The 15,224-nt window shown below is 66.9% G+C and carries 12 protein-coding genes; 6 read left to right on the top strand and 6 right to left on the bottom strand.

Going from position 1 to position 15,224, the window contains the following annotated elements; all coding sequences use genetic code 11:
* Positions 1–186: 186 nt before the first annotated feature.
* Positions 187–399 carry a hypothetical protein gene (locus tag FV230_RS04295; protein ID WP_147841400.1) on the bottom strand — a complete coding sequence of 71 codons (213 nt, stop codon included), beginning with the start codon at positions 397–399 and terminating at the stop codon, positions 187–189.
* A gap of 464 nt (positions 400–863) precedes the next feature.
* Between FV230_RS04295 and FV230_RS04300 the strand changes: the two genes are divergently transcribed.
* The 3 genes from FV230_RS04300 to FV230_RS04310 are packed head-to-tail and all read left to right on the top strand — an operon-like array spanning position 864 to position 3,825.
* Positions 864–1,808, top strand: a complete 945-nt coding sequence (locus FV230_RS04300) for an ABC-three component system protein (protein WP_147841401.1) — start codon at positions 864–866, stop codon at positions 1,806–1,808.
* Complete coding sequence (locus FV230_RS04305) at positions 1,805–2,050, top strand: ABC-three component system middle component 6 (protein ID WP_147841402.1); 246 nt, start codon at positions 1,805–1,807, stop codon at positions 2,048–2,050. The genes FV230_RS04300 and FV230_RS04305 overlap by 4 nt, the downstream gene beginning before the upstream one ends.
* A gap of 8 nt (positions 2,051–2,058) precedes the next feature.
* Positions 2,059–3,825, top strand: coding sequence for a DUF2326 domain-containing protein (locus FV230_RS04310; RefSeq protein ID WP_147841403.1), 1,767 nt, complete (start codon positions 2,059–2,061; stop codon positions 3,823–3,825).
* Positions 3,826–4,062: 237 nt separating this feature from the next.
* Here the strand turns inward: FV230_RS04310 and FV230_RS04315 are convergent, their stop codons facing one another.
* From FV230_RS04315 to FV230_RS04325, 3 genes are all read right to left on the bottom strand, one after another.
* Positions 4,063–5,229, bottom strand: a complete 1,167-nt coding sequence (locus FV230_RS04315; protein ID WP_246694729.1) for a DUF2235 domain-containing protein — start codon at positions 5,227–5,229, stop codon at positions 4,063–4,065.
* Between the two features lie 55 nt (positions 5,230–5,284).
* Entirely contained in the window at positions 5,285–6,508 is a 1,224-nt protein-coding gene (locus FV230_RS04320; RefSeq protein WP_281408250.1) for a DUF4062 domain-containing protein, read from the bottom strand.
* A gap of 118 nt (positions 6,509–6,626) precedes the next feature.
* Complete coding sequence (locus FV230_RS04325; RefSeq protein ID WP_348642121.1) at positions 6,627–6,806, bottom strand: hypothetical protein; 180 nt, start codon at positions 6,804–6,806, stop codon at positions 6,627–6,629.
* 529 nt (positions 6,807–7,335) lie between these two features.
* On the opposite strand from FV230_RS04325, the gene FV230_RS04335 reads away from it, so the two are divergent.
* From FV230_RS04335 to FV230_RS04345, 3 genes are all read left to right on the top strand, one after another.
* Positions 7,336–8,418, top strand: a complete 1,083-nt coding sequence (locus FV230_RS04335) for a catalase family protein (RefSeq protein ID WP_147841405.1) — start codon at positions 7,336–7,338, stop codon at positions 8,416–8,418.
* Positions 8,419–8,520: 102 nt separating this feature from the next.
* Positions 8,521–9,327, top strand: a complete 807-nt coding sequence (locus FV230_RS04340) for an SDR family oxidoreductase (protein ID WP_147841406.1) — start codon at positions 8,521–8,523, stop codon at positions 9,325–9,327.
* 527 nt (positions 9,328–9,854) lie between these two features.
* A complete protein-coding gene (locus FV230_RS04345; protein ID WP_147841407.1) occupies positions 9,855–10,409 on the top strand; it encodes a metallophosphoesterase in 555 nt (184 codons plus the stop codon).
* Positions 10,410–10,493: 84 nt separating this feature from the next.
* Here FV230_RS04345 and FV230_RS04350 read toward each other — a convergent pair whose 3' ends face one another.
* Together FV230_RS04350 and FV230_RS04355 are read right to left on the bottom strand one after the other, a co-directional pair.
* On the bottom strand, positions 10,494–13,226 hold the full coding sequence (locus tag FV230_RS04350) for a PAS domain-containing protein (protein WP_147841408.1): 2,733 nt from the start codon (positions 13,224–13,226) through the stop codon (positions 10,494–10,496).
* Between the two features lie 169 nt (positions 13,227–13,395).
* Complete coding sequence (locus FV230_RS04355; protein WP_147841409.1) at positions 13,396–15,138, bottom strand: HWE histidine kinase domain-containing protein; 1,743 nt, start codon at positions 15,136–15,138, stop codon at positions 13,396–13,398.
* Between the last annotated feature and the right edge of the window lie 86 nt (positions 15,139–15,224).

The raw sequence follows: 15,224 nt of genomic DNA on the forward strand, positions 1-15,224 counted from the left end.
GATCCGCATCCATGCGGCGGTGACGGGCTCGGCTTTTTTTTTTTTTGATACGGCGAGCTCCGTGTTCTTCACGTAAGGTGTCGTGGGGAGCGTCAGATGTGTATTAGAGTCTGGTTTGGTTTTCGCGGTTTCATCGGGGGTCGCCGGATAAGGGGGCCGTCATGTTGGGGAGGGTTTTCGCGGTCGTCAGCGCGTGGGCTTGTTGGCCGCGGTCATGCGGTGATCCAGTGTCGCGAGGACGGCCTGCAGAGCGCCGGCGAGGCCATCCTCGTGGCGTGCGCCGACCTCGAACAGCCGTCGAACCACCCTGCCGAGCAGGGCGTCGGTGCAGACCGCGCGCGGGGGCGGGTCCTCGAACGAGGGGTAGGTACGAACGGGTCGATTTGGGATGTCGGGCATGACGGTCGCCTCGGGACGGAGGCGAGCGGGCGCAGGGGCGCCGGTCAGGCCTCGTCGACGGAGAAGTGAAGCGGGTGGCTGCCCAGGGCGGGCACGCGCGTCATGGCTATGAGGCGACGGTCGGTATGCATGATCTCGTCCTCCTCCATACATTTCGTCGACTGGGCGCCGACGAGCTTGATGACGGGAACGACATAAGAACGTCCAAGTGTTCAAGCAAGCTTAAATCGATCTGCCACGGTCCAAAAAAGCGAAGGCTGTGGATCCGGTGGAGATATCGCCCCGGTGTCGTTCATGGACGCGACCGTTCGGCCGCTCGCCGCGGACCCGAGAGCGGTTGATCCGTCGCGCTGTCCTGGATCTTGTCGCCTGGGCCTTTCGGGCATCGATGCTAGGGTTCACTCAGGCTCGTCCGGCAGAAGACGTAAGCTGGCTTCGACGGACGGCGCGCAAAGGGGGGCAAATTGGGACTGACGGCACCGAAGCGGAGGGCGTTCCTGAACACACTGGAACTCAGGTTGCGGCGGAGCTATGGCGCCGACCTGCAGAGGTTTTTCGGCGCGTTGATGTCCAGGGTGCATAGAGAAAACTTTGAGGCGGCCGGCACTGATTACTCGCGCGGCGACCTCCAGTGCGATGGCCGCCTCGTGGACCCCGAGACGATCTTTGCTTGCTACGGTCCCGCGAACGCCGGAGCGAACGCGACCGAGGCTTCCATGAGGACCGCGGTGGCGAAGGTCCGATCCGATTTCGAGGGTGCCATGAGGAACTGGCCGGGCATGACGGCCTGGGTTTTCGTGACGAACTACCTCGAAACCCCGGCGCAGATGCTCAAGGAGGTCGCCGCGCTGCGGGACGCGTTTCCCGCGATCAAGATCACGACGTTCGCGAAGGACTCGTTCGAACGTGTCCTCCTGAGCCTCGAAATCGATGAGATCGAGGACCTCTTCCTGGGGGATATGACCGACGAGGATTTCCGCAACATCGAGGCCAGGGACATCATGGCGGTGGTGAGGGACGTGATGGCGAACGTCGGCGTTCGCCATGAGCTCGACGAGCCGCCCAAGCCGGTCCCTGAGGGAAAGCTGGAATTCAACGAGCTCTCGTCGCTGACCCGGGACCGCATCGCGAAGGGCTTCGCGGGCGTCCCGATGGTCAAGCGGCTGTTCGCCGATTATCCGGACCCGTTAGTCCCGCCCGATCTCGCCGCCGCCTATCGCTCGAAGTACCAGGAGCTTGAGCTGCAGGGGTTGGCGCCGGGCGACATCATGGACGGGCTCTACTTGTTCACGATCAACGGACATCCCGCGACGACGTCGCGCGAGGCCGCGGTGTGGACGGTCATCGCGTATTTCTTCGAGGCCTGCACCATCTTCAGGGAACCCCCCGTCGCGGAGAAGGCGGCGTGATCCTCCCCGGCAAGCACCTGCGTCCCGACCGCGCCCTGCTTTCGGTGGGTGGGGACATCCTGTCCGTGCTCTCGGCGCCCGCCCCGGTCTCCGAGATCTGGGAACGTGTGCTGGCGGAGCGGGCGACGCGCGAGAACGCGTCGCCGTTGCCGTTCGACTGGTTCGTGCTGGCGATGTCGCTGCTCTATGCGATCAAGGCCGTCGATCTCGTGGATGGGCTCGTCGTGAGGGCAGGTCCATGATCAGGGCCGTGACCTCGACCATACCGACCTTCAAGTCGCTGGCGTTCCATCAGGGCCTGAACGTCCTCCTTGCGGACGTCACGCCCGCATCGACCGACAAGCAGACGCGCAACTCGGTCGGCAAGACGAGCCTCGTAGAGGTGATCCATTTCCTCCTGGGCAGCAACGCCGACAAGTCCTCCACCTTCAAGAAGCCCGGCATCGTGGAGCATTCCTTCACGGGCGTGATCACCGTGCGGGGACGCGATCTGCGCGTGACGCGATCCTGCGGCGAGGACCGGAACGTCAGGTTGAGAGACGTTACGGACCTGCCGCTCGCCGAGGCTGTCTCCGATGACTACGACGGGCCCTCGCGGGTGGTCGCGCTCGAACAATGGCGGACGGAACTCGGGCAGGGCTGGTTCGGGCCCCCGTCCAATGGATCGAACCGTGGGTTCGAAAGCGGCTTTTCGCCCACCTTCCGGTCGATGATCGGGTATTTCATCCGGCGACGGAAATCCGGCGGCTTCAACGCCGTCGAGAAACAGAACTTCGATCAGCAGCCCTGGGACTGGCAGGTGAACCTGTCGTACCTCCTCGGCCTGGGCTGGGAAGTCTCTCGCGAGTTCCAGGAGTTGCGATCGCGCAAGAAGCTGACGGGTACGCTGAGGCAGGCGATCAAGGAGGGCGAGCTCGGGTCGCTGTTCGGAACGGTGGGCGAGATCAGGCCCGAGCTCGCCAGGACCCAGGAGCAGATCTCGAAGCTCAAGGTGCAGGTCGACACGTTCCGGGTGCACGAGAGCTACCGGGAGCTGGCCGACCGCGCCGGGCAGTTGAAGGACGCGATGTCCGATGCGGCCGTCGAGCTCGCGTCGCTTGAGGAGACCGTCACCTTCCTTCGGTCGGCCATGCTGGTGGAGACCCCGCCGGCCCACTCCTCCGTCGAAAGGTTGTACGGGGCGGTCGGGATCGAGCTGCCGGGCGTCGCCCTGCGGCGGTTCGACGAGGTCGAGAGGTTCCAGGCCTCGGTGACCGAGAACCGTCGCCATCATCTCTCGGGCCAGGTCGAGGAGGCCTCAGCGCGGAAGGTTGCGGTCGATGCCGCCCTGGGCCGGTACGACGAGGAGCGGTCGGAGATACTGAGAACGCTGGAGGGCAAGGGCGCGTTCGAGGACCTGATGCGGTTGCGCGAGGATCTTGGTCGGCTGACGAGCCGTGAGGAGACGCTGTCGAGCAAGCTGCAGCACGCCCTGATGCTGGAGAACAGCGTGAGCCAGCACAAGCTGGAAAGCGCCGCGCTGGAGCTGCGTCTGCAGGACGACCTGGCGCGGCACGAGGCCGTGATCCGGAAGGCGATGCTCCTGGTCGATGAATGCATCGGTGCGCTCTACGACGATCACAAGGGCAACCTGATCGTATCGGCCTCGAAGACCGGGCCGAAGCTGGAGGTCACGATCTCGGGCGGGGGCAACCTCGGCGGCATCGACATGATGAAGATCTTCTGCTTCGACATGATGCTGTTCCAAGTCGCATCCGCACGCTTTGCCGGCGGACCCGGGTTCGTCTTCCACGACAGCCATCTCTTCGACGGCGTCGATGCCCGGCAGGTGAAGGCGGCCATCAAGTTCGGTGCTACCGTCGCCGGCCGGGTCAGGGGCCAGTACCTGGTCGCGATGAACAGCGACGAGTTCAACCGCACCGGCCTCCAGAACGACCCTGCGGTCGCGAGCGCGATCCTGCCGGTTCGCCTGACGGATCACGAGACGGGTGGCCTCTACGGCTTCCGGTTCGATTAGGTACCTCGGACTGCCGCGAGCGGCTTCGGAGGCGCATGCAATGCGACTCCATGGAAAGCGGAAAGCGGTAAGCGCTTCCCCTCGTCCGCATTCCCGAAATTAAGGAGTCCTTGACCATGATTCCGCATGGCTCCCGTGATCGGCAGGGAACCAGGAAGCCATCGGAGCATCGCCTCAGGCACCGAATGCTTGCCGGGGCGTCGAGCGCGGTACCCATCTACACGGGCACCTGCTCCCCTACATTATGGCGGCAACGGGCGAACCCGTGCCACCGTCGATCCGCGTACCATCCCATGCCCGGACGGGCTCCTTGAGGGACGCCGGATCGATCTTCAGTCGCTCGGCCCAAGCCATCAGGCCCGGGGGCCGGTATGACGGGTTCTGCCGCCACCGGTCGAACACCGACCCATCGATGGTCTCGTTGATCCGCGCGGTCGTGAACTTGGTGCCGGTCCAGGGAGGCGGCCCCACCGGCCGATGGAACCGCTTGCTGATCGGACGAAGCCACCAGGGCGTGAAATTCGCGTAGGAGTCGGCGATCTCAGACTCCGGGTTTGTCGGGTCCGTCCCGAAGCCGGATCGGAACGCCAGCCCGTGGAGGGCGGCCTTCTCCATGAGCCAACGAAGGGGCGCCTGGGCGAGGATGTCGCTGGCGTACCCCCCGCCGACGTTCGCGTGCGCCCCGACGAACCAGCGCTGCTCGACCGCGTCGAGGGACCGGCCGGATGTGGCGGGCGCTCCTTTCTCGGTGGTGACCGTCCAGAAGGTCGGCTCGAACGTTGCCCGGTGCTCGTCGAGGGCGACGGCGTGGAAGGCGTGGAGGTTGGACTTGCGCAGGTGGGTATCCAGGAAGCGATACTTGGCCACCTTCGACCGCATGCTCGCCACGGGATTGCCGATTGAACCGACAGTGTCCCAGACGCCGACGAACTTGATGTCCGCCGCCACTGCGTGCGCGATCAGCCAGCGTTCCTCGATGTCCTTCGGAGGACCGCCATCGCCGGCCCGAAGGTCCCGTATGGTCCGGTCCTTGGCCCGGCGGTAGCGGGCGTAGAGCTGCTCGATGGACAAGGGCGCCCCCGGCCTCAGCACCCCGCACTTCGCGATCAGGCCAGAGAGGCTTCGCGCGGCGTAGGCCCCTCGGCTGAACCCGAAGATGAAGATTTCGTCGCCCTCGTCGTAAGCCTGGGCGAGCCAGGCGTAGGCGTCGATGATCTCGTTATCGAGCCCGTAGCCGCCAAGGCCGCCGCGCGCCTTCTCGCCGAAACGGGTGCCGACGCCTTGCCCGTAGTAGACCATCTGGTCCTTAGCCAAGGGATCGCACAGCGACTTCAGGCGCCAGACATTCGTGTTGTTGCCGAGCGTGTTCCAGGTCCCGTCGAGGAAGATGGCGAGGCGCTTCAAGTTCGATTTCCCTCCAAAGGCCCACCATCACGGAGGCCGCCGCGCGTCCGGGGCGTCAGTTCGCGTTGCTGCGGTATTCCCGGCGCAGCAGCGTGATGAAGTCCTCGACGAGGTCGACGGCGTCGTGGGTGAGGGCCGAACGGGTCCGTAGGGCCGGCGTCAGCCTCACGGGTCCAGGCTCGTCCCGACCCATGCCGTAGCTCATGCTGCCGCGATTGCGCGACGCTTCCGCCCGGGTCTGCCAGGCCAGCATCTGCGCGTCGCCGATGGACGCGACCGGCACGACGTGGGTGATCTTTTGGGTGGGGTCCACCCTGTCGAGCACGGACACGGCGAACCGAAGCGCCTGACGCAGGAGGTCCGCGATATCTTCCTCGATCACGCCGCCCATCATGTCGTCCGCCCGCGGGATCGGAAGCGCGAACAACAGGTCGGCCTGAGGTGTAAGGGTGAAGGAGGTCTCTCGCTCCTGGCGGATGACGAGCGATCCGTCCTCGACCGCTTCCTTGACGCCTTTGGTCCGGTCGAGGATGCGCAGGGGACCGAACATGGCGGCCTGCGACAGCTCCTCGGCGAGCGTGCGGTCCTCGATCCGGCTCGGGCGAAGGATCGCCTGGGTGGGCCCGCAGGCGAAGGCGACGTTCAGGTTTCGGCCCATCGACGAGTAGCCGCGCCGTTCCTGGGGCAACATGGACAGCGCCCGTTCGACGAGGCTGCCCTCGTTCACCGGCCCCGCGGCGCGGGAGAGCATGACCTCGTGGATCGCGCGCCCGATCTTGGCCTGGAGTTCCTCCGGGGTCGTGAAGCCCCCGCGAAAAAGGCCGCCGACCCATTCCTGCGCCTCGGTCACGAATGCCGCCTCGTCGGCATCGCGGTCGACGCCATCCTGGACGAACGCGATCACCGGGCGGGACTGGCGGGCTTCCCGGTATTCCTCGTGGGTCGCCGAGAGGCCGGAGGGCTGCTTGGCCCCGTAATCCTTGCCGAGGATCAGCACGACGATGCCGGCCTGCCTGATGCCTTCGAGGCAAGCGACCTGCGGCGAGGTCGGCATGGCCCCGAAGTCCTCGGCCATGATGACCTCGTGACCGAGGCCGACGACGGCGGCCCGCGCCGCGGTCCGTATCGGACCCATGCCACCGATCAGCGAACTGATGAATACCTTCAAGGATGCCCCCTGCAACGATCCGGAGCAGAAGCTCCAGCTGGGTGGGCCGTCGATCAAGTCGACGTGGACACGGGCCAAAGCCGAACCTGGGCGCGCAGGCCCTCGGCGCACCGCTAAGCCAACGTGCCCGCCTAATGGACGTTCCTAATCTGTTCCAAACGAGTCGGTTGGGAGTTGCGCCTAGAGCATCGAGCCTTCCCCGCGCGAATGGCGGACAGACAAAGCTGGATCAGGCGGTTCCCTCGATCAGGCTTCGGATACGGCTCGCGAGGGCCTCCAGGGCGAAGGGCTTCACCAGGATCTCCATGCCGGGGGCGAGGTGGCCGTGGTTGAGCGCGGCGTTCTCGGCGTAGCCGGTGATGAACAGCACACGCAGGCTCGGGCGCGAGACCTTGGCGGCGTCGGCCATCTCGTCGTGACCTCGGGGCGCCAGCGTTTCGCCGACGGGGAAATCCCGGACCACGGCCTGTTCGTGCCCAAGCCCTACAGCGCGGACCAAGTCATCGACGCGATCCACGACGCCGTCTGAGCGACGTCCGGGTCCTTCGTCCGCTGGTGGCCAATCATCGAGATCCGATCGGTGGCAGCCGCCGCGAACGCCCGTGACGGGTGGTTATGCGTTCGGACGCTTTCGAATGACGAGACATCGAAGCGGACACCGTCGTCGTACCAGCCGATAGCCCAGCGGTTGTGCGGGACTTTCCTGCGTCTGGGCTCGTGTTCCATTCGGTCGTCCGTGAAAGGTCCGTCGGGAAAGACCGAACCGTCCGGGGGGTGTCAGAGAACCGATCTGCCTGAGTCGCATTCACGACAGTAAGGCCCAGCCAACGTCCGAGGAGCGCTTGCTTCCGGGCGGGTCCGGCATCGGGAGACGGCTGGGCGGCAGCCTGACTCAGCGAGTGACCAAGCACGGTCGAGGCTACAACCGAAGGATAAGCATGACCTACCTGCGCTACGCCCCCGACATCGAGCAGCCCGCTCCGGACGAGCAGGAGACCATCGACGGCATCATCAAGGGCATGACCCAGCAGTCGGAGACGGTCGAGAAGCGCGAGCACCACGCGGTCCGCGCCAGCCACGCCAAAAGCTCGGCTTGCGTCACGGGCGAGCTGACGGTCGCTGCCGGCCTGCCGCCGGAACTGGCGCAAGGGCTGTTCGCCACGCCTGGTAGCCATCCCGTCGCGGTACGCTTCGCGCAGGGCCCGGGCGAGACGCTGGGCGACCGGGTGTCGACCCATCGCGGCATGTCCATCAAGGTCTTCGACGTTCCCGGAGAGAAGCTCCCCGGCCATTCCGTCGACACCCAGGACTTCGTGCTCGCAACCGGCACGACCTTCCCGTCCGGCACGGCGGCCGGCTTCCTGCGCGACGGCACGGTCATCGGCAAGTCGACCGGCCTGCCGGAGGGCGTGAAGAGCGCGGTCTCCTCCACCATGCGCAACCTCAACAAGGCGCTCCATGCCTTCGGCACCGAGAGCGCGCTCGCCGACTTCTTCGGGCACCCCTACAGTCACCCTCTGGCGGACAGCTACTTCAGCCAGGCGCCGGTGCGGTACGGCGATTACGTGGCCAAGCTCGCGGCCGTTCCCACGGCCGAGGCCCAGCGCGCGCTGTCCGAGTGGAGGCTCGATCCGCACCAGGACGAGGACGGCTTCCGGCACGCGACGGTCGCCTTCTTCCGAGAGAACGAGGTGGTGTTCGAGCTGAGGGCGCAGCTCTGGGCGGATGCCGAGCGGCAGCCCATCGAGGACGCCTCGGTCGACTGGCCGGTCTCGGTCAGCCCCTACCGGACGGTGGCGACGCTCCGCCTTCCGCGCCAGGACGCCTACTCACCGGAGCGGGTGCGCTACTTCGACGAGGTGATGACCTTCCGCCCCGCGCACAGCCTCGCTGCGCACCGGCCGCTCGGATCGGTGATGCGGGCGCGGTTGCGGGTCTATCGGGCACTGAGCGACTTCCGTCACCGCGAGAATGGCGTGGCGGCCGAGGACACCGCCGGCATCGACCGCATCCCAGCTTGAGGAACGGCGCGATCAGCGCATCCACAAAAGCCGTGCAGTTCAGAGTGGAAGCCCCAGCGCTCGGTGCTGGTCATCCTCACACCACTTCCTCCGGAGGCATTTATGGATCTCGGCATCAAGGGGCGGGTCGCCGTCGTCACGGGGGGCAAGTCGGGCATGGGCCGCTCGACCGCCGAGCACCTGTTGCGGGAGGGCGTTCACGTCGTCCTGACTGACAAGGAAGGCCCGGAGTTGGAGGCGACCGCCGCGGAGCTGTCCGCGCTGGGACAGGTTCGCGCCGTCCAGGCCGACCTCAGCGAGGCCAAGGGCATCGAGGTGCTCGCCGCCTTCGCCAACATGGCCTTCGACGACAAGCCGACCATCCTCGTCTGCGCCGCCGGCATCACCGGGGCATCCGGGGATTTCCTCGAACTCACGGACGACGACTGGCTGGAGGCGATCCAGACCGACCTGATGGCCGGCGTGCGTGCGACCAGGGCCTTCATCCCGCACATGCGCAAAGCCGGCTGGGGCCGCGTCGTGCTGTTCTCGTCGGAAGACGCGGTCCAGCCCTACGTCGAGGAGCTTCCTTATGCGGCCGCGAAGGCGGGCGTCCTGAACCTCGCCAAGGGTTTGTCCAAGGCCTACGGGCCGGACGGCGTACTCGTGAACGCGGTCGGGCCGGCCTTCATCGCCACGCCGATGACCGACGCCCAGATGGAGAAGAAGTCGAAGGAGAAGGGCATCTCCTTCGACGAGGCTGTCCAGAAGACGCTGGATGAGGAACGTCCCGGCATCGTCGCCAAGCGGCGCGGCAAAGCCGAGGAAGTCGCCGCAGCCGTGACGTTCCTCTGCTCCGAGCAAGCCAGTTTCATTACCGGCGAGTTCCTGCGGGTCGATGGGGGGTCGGTGATGACCATGGGAGCCTGAGACGCCGGACGGTAACTCATCCCAAGTCAGGGGAGCTCAGGCGTCGCCAAGGTCGCCTGACGATCGCGATGCCGGGGCGGCGTTTGGCATCCCCGGCGCTCAACCGGTCCCAACCGCCATGGCGGGCGGACCGACAGGCGATGGCGAGGGCTAGGTCTGGAACGGGACCGGTCGGTCACGAGCGGATCTTCGTCCTCGCAGGCAGGGTCGTTCTCGACTCCGAGGGAAGCGGGACGCGGGATGCGCTTCCCGTTGCTCATTTCTGGAATCAAGGATTCCTTAACCATGAACGGCTGCACCTCGTCGAGGCTGCCCTTGAGGAGGCGGTGATCGTGCGAAGGTCCGCTCGGAGACAGACTTTGCCGGTGGATCCCGTTCGCCTGCCGCTTGCGGCAGGGACGGAAGCGATGCGATCGACACGTCACACAAGGAGCGCGCGACCGATGAAAGCCAGGGACCACAATCCGATCCCCTGACCCCGGAGCGCCGCGCATAGCGAGAAAGCCTCCGTCATTCCGGAGGCCCAAATGCCCAGAACCCTCTTCTCCGCCGACACCCATTTCGGCCATCGCAGCATGCTCAGTCCACGCATGCCTCGACCCCGTCCGTTCGAGACCATCGAGGCCCACGACGAGGCCCTGGTCGCCGCCTGGAACAAGGCTGTCAGACCGGACGACATCGTCTGGCATCTCGGTGACTTCGCCTACAAGTGCGGCCTGAGTTACGCCGCATCCATCAAGGCGCGCCTGCACGGCCGCATCCACCTAATCCGGGGCAACCACGATTTCGGACTTGGTGACCGCCTCGAATGGGCGGGACCCGTCGTCGACGTGCAACGGGTTTTCGTCCAGGACCCGGGCATGCCCGAACGCGTCGCCCTTTGGGCCAGCCACTACGCGCACGTGACGTGGCCCAATGCCTGGCACGGCGACCTCCACGTCTACGGCCATTCGCACGGCGGCATTCCGGCCACCCGGACGAGCCTCGACGTCGGCGTCGATTGCTGGGAATGGCGTCCCGTGACGTTGGGAGAGATCATGGCGAGGATGGCGGAAGCCCCTTCCCCCGACCCGTCGCGTTGAGGCCGTTGCTGCGATGCCCGTGAGCCGGCAGCGCTCACAGCCCGATTTTGAACCATGACGCCGAGACCATGGGCGGGGCTGGTTTCAGGGAGCCGGCGTATCCTCGGCCTGCAGTCCCCTGAGGGGCGCATCAATGGTGCAGGCGACGCCGGTTACCGGATAGGACAGGTCGACCTCGCCGCCGAAATTCCCGGCCAGGCCCCGTCCGATCAGCCGCGTCCCGAACCCGGTGCGTGTCGGCGGTACCACGGCAGGCCCGCCCTCCTCCAACCAGCGCAGAACGCAGTGGGGCTCGCCTTCCACGTCTCGAAGTCGCCAAGTGATCGATACCTGACCGTTCGCCGTTGAGAGCGCTCCGTACTTGGCGGCGTTGGTCGCGAGCTCGTGGAGCATGAGCGACAGCGACATCGCCGCCTTGGCCCCGACCGTGAACGTCGGTCCCTCAAGGACGAACCGCTCCGGATTGTCCTCGTGGGTTTGCAGGGCGCTCCTGATCAGGATTTCGACCGGGGCTGCGCCGACCGCGCCGCCGAGCAGCAGGTCATGCGACTTGCTCAGAGCGATCAGGCGGCCTGCCAGGACCTCCTTGGCGGTATCCAGGTCGGTGGCCGTACGCATGGTCTGGGTCGCGATGGACTGGACCATGGCCAGCATGTTCTTCATGCGGTGGCTGAGTTCCAGGTTCAGCGTCCGCTGCCGCTCCTCCGCCTCGATCCGGGCCAGGGCCGCGCGGGTCCGGTCCGCGACGTTGTTGGCGAAGCTGATTTCCTCGGGCTTCCAGGCGTAGGGGACATCCTTGAGGGCGTAGAGCATGGCGACGAACCGGCCGTGCTCCATCAGCGGCAGGTTGAGGAGCGAGCGCACGTGGAGGGCCGCCAGGGCCCCGGCATCGGTGGCAGTCCGAGGATCGTCGGTGACATCGTCGATGATCACGGCGTGACCGCCCTTCAGGGCGTCGATGTACGAGCCGTAGTCCCGGAAGCCGTGAACGCCCCCGATGCCGGGAATACCCGCGGCCGTCCATCCCTCGCCGATGGCGATGCTCTCCCTGTCGTGGTCGACCGTCCCGTAGCCGGCGTGGGACAGACCCAGCGTCCGACCGAGGATCTCGGCTGCGAGCCTCGCAATCTCGGCCGGATCGTTCGTGTTGCGCAGCCGATCGCCGAGTTCGACGAGGGCCGTGCGGCGCGCATCCGCCCATTTGCGGTCGGAGACGTCGATGAACATCGCGGCGAAGCGTCGTTCCGTCTCGCGGTAGGCGCGGACCTCGAACACGCGTCCGAGCTCGGGCACCGCGATCTCGAAGACCTCCGGCATCCCGGTCTCGACCACCCGTGCGTAGGTCTCAATCGGCCAGTTGGGGATGTCCGGGATGAACTCGCGGATAGTGCGCCCCACGGTCTCCACGGGCAGGCCGGACTGCGCGGCGAAGGCCGGATTGATCTCGACGAAGCGGTAATCGAATGGTTGGCCCGCCTCGTCGCGGATGATCTCGCCGCTGAAGAAGCCCTCCTGCATGCCCTCGAAAAGGCCACGCCAGCGCTTCTCGCTGTCGGCGATCAACTGGTCGGAGGCGCGTTGGACTGTGACGTCGCGCGAGACCACGAGCAGACGCTCGGGCCGTCCATCGGCGTCGCGGATCGGCGTGACCTGTACGTCCCACCACTTCGGGGTGCCCTTCAGCGTGTCGGCCTGGCCCTGGAAGTGGCCCGTCCCGCCGGCCAGCGCCGACCACAAGGCGGTCTTGGCGTCCGCCCGAGCCTGACCCTGCCAGAACGCGGTCCAATCGCGGCCCATCAGCTGGTCGAAGTTGTCGGCCTCCATCACGGCGAGGCCGCCCTCGTTCATGAAGGTCAACCTGGCGTCGGGATCGAGCACCTTGATGCAGTCTGCCGAGGAGGACAGCACGCCGCGCATGAACGCGGCGTCGGCCTGCTCCTTGGCGGCGGCGTTCCTCTGCTGCGTGCGGTCGCGCAGGATCTTGAGGAAGCCCTCGTGCCGGCCTTCCTCGTCCTTGAGCGGCATCATCTCGCCGTTGGCCCAGAACAGGGCGCCGTCCTTGCGCAGGTGCCAGCGCTCGTCGGTGCCACGTCCTTGCATCAGGGCCGAAGCCATCTCCTGCTCGGGGATGCCCTTCGCGACGTCCTCGTCGGTGAAGAACACGTGGGCGGGCTTGCCGCGCATCTCGGACTCGTCCCACCCGAGGATGCGCTCGGCCCCGGGTGACCAGCTCGTTACCATGCCCTCCATGTCCATCGAGACGATGGCATAGTCGACCGCGCTCTCAAGGATGGCCTTGTTGCGGCGGTCGCCCTCCTTGCGCAGCCGAAGCGAGCGCCGCAGTTCCAGGGTGGTGACGACCTGATGCGCCAACGTCCGCAGCACGAACGCCTGCGCTGGCGTGAGCCTGTTGGGCTTGGTGTCGAGGACGCACAGCGCACCGAGGGCCACGCCGTCCGGGGTCTTGAGTGGGGCGCCGGCGTAGAACCGGACCTGGGGCCCCTCGGTCACCAGGGGATTGGCTGCCGTTCGTTCGTCCAGGGTCAGGTCCTCGATCTCGAAGACGTCGTCCTGTTGCACGGCGTAGGCGCAGATCGACTGGGACAGGGGTGTCTCGGACTGGCCGAAGCCCGTCTCGGCCTTGAACCATTGCCGGTCGCCGTCGAGGAGCGAGATCAGCGACACCGGCATGCCGCAGGCATCGGACGCGACCTTCACGATGTCGTCGAACTCGGACTCCGCAGGCGTGTCGAGAATGGCGTAGCTGGCCATCTCGGCCTGCCTACGCTTTTCGACCTGCTCGTCCCGACCGAACATCAGCCCGCCCATCGTTCCCTTAGTGCCACTCCGGATACGAGGCCGGCTTAGGAGGGGTTTGCCCGCATTCGTCAGAGCCTACAATGGCATGCCGTCCACCAGCCCGGCCGGATCCCCATTTCATGGGACCGGACCGCGGCACGCCTCCGGTGGAAAGACCTTCGTGCGGTCAGGCGGTACCGACAGTTCGGGCGCCGTCGGCCTCGTTGAACGAGGTGAAGCGGTCCGATCCGTCGAGGGGGACGTCGAGGCTGCAGCGTAGCCCTTCCGCGGCGAAGTCGAGCCGGACCTTGCCGTCGAGCTCCCGGCTGACCCCACCCGTGATGAGGCGGGTGCCGAACCCACGCTTGCCTGGCTCCTGCACCGGCGGCCCCCCGCTCTCCCGCCACTCCAAAAGGAGGCGCTTGGCCCCGCTTTCCCCGGTGACGACGTTCCAGGAAACGTCGACGCGCCCAGCCTGGGTCGAGAGCGCCCCGTACTTGGCCGCGTTGGTGGTCAGCTCGTGCACCGTCATGCCGAGCGCCAGGACGTAGCGCGGCGGCAGGTCGAGGTCGGTCCCCTCCAGGTCGAAGCGGTGGTCCTGGTCGTCCCGGAAGGGGGAGAGCTCGTTCTCCAGCACCGTGCGCAGCGAGGCGCCGCCCCAATCGTCGCGCGAGAGCAGGTCGTGGGTCTTGGACAGGGAGAGGATGCGCCCCTCCAGCCGCTCGCCCCGGTCGTCGTCGCGGCGGGTCTGCCGCGCCAGCGACTGCACGGTCGTAAGGGTGTTGCGGACGCGGTGGTTCAGCTCGTGCAGCATCATCGTCTGCCGCTCCTGCAGGACGTGGCTGCGGGCCACCTCCTCGCGCAACTCGCCCTCGTGGCGTTGCAGCGAGGCAGCCATGGCGTCGAAGGCCTCGCCGAGCTGACCGAACTCGCCGGGTCCGGAGATCCCGGTCCGGGTCCCCAACTCGCCGGCACGCCAGGCACTGGCCGCGGCGAGCAGGCGGCGGACGGGCCGACGGATGAAGGCCCGACCTGCCATGAGCGCGGCCACGACCGCCAGGATCGCACCGAGGCCGATCAGCACGATCCCGCGCCGGGTCGCGGCATCGATGTCAGCGAAGGCCGTGACCGGCGACAGGCCAACCGCCACCGTCAGGGAGTCGAGATCCTCCGGCGAGGCTGGGGCTACCGCCGTGATGCGGGTGTCGCCGAGCAGGCCGGGCAGATCGGCGACGCCGCCGCGGTGGTCCGTCAGCGCCTCCCATAGGCTCGGGGGAAGCGGCTTGCCCGCCCACGCCTCGTGGTCCGGCAGTCGCACCAGGATCGTGCCATTTCGGTCCGCGACCGTGAGTGCGGCATTGGGCGGCAGCCCGGCGGTGGCCTGTCGCGCCGCGAGGTAGGATAGGTCGACGCTCGTGATGACGACGCCGTCCGGGAGACCGTCGCCGTCGTTGTCGGCAATAGCCTGCGCGAACTGGATGGTCGGCCGGCGGGTGACCCGGCCCATCACCACGTCCCCCGTGGCGAACCCGCCCGTGCGCATCGCATCCTTGAAGTACGAACGGTCCGCGACCGTGTAGGCACCCACGGGAGATCCGAGGGTGTTGCATCGGATGCGTCCGTCCGCATCGATGACCCCAAAGAAGATCGAACCGGGCACCTGCCCGACCACCGTGGCGAGGTAGGCCGTGCAGGCCTGTGCATCCTTGCCGCGGATCTCCGAAAGGCCGGCAAGGATGCCGAGCACCTGCCGCGCCCCGCGGCCGAACTGCCCGAGGTCGGCCGCGACGCTCCGGGCCGCACGCATCGCCTCGTTCCGGACGGCCTCGGCGCGGGCGGCGCGCAGCGCGTACTCGTTGTAGCCCTGGACGGCCAATGCCGGGATGAGGGCCAGGACGACCAGGCCCACGATCCGCTTCGTCAATGACATCGAGAGCTTCGTCCTGAGCCTAGGTACCCCCGTCGCGCGTCTCGGGATCTGCCCATTGAAGTAGGCAGGGCTCCCGGGATGGCCAT

This window comes from Methylobacterium sp. WL6, assembly GCF_008040095.1.
Taxonomy (GTDB): Bacteria; Pseudomonadota; Alphaproteobacteria; order Rhizobiales; family Beijerinckiaceae; genus Methylobacterium.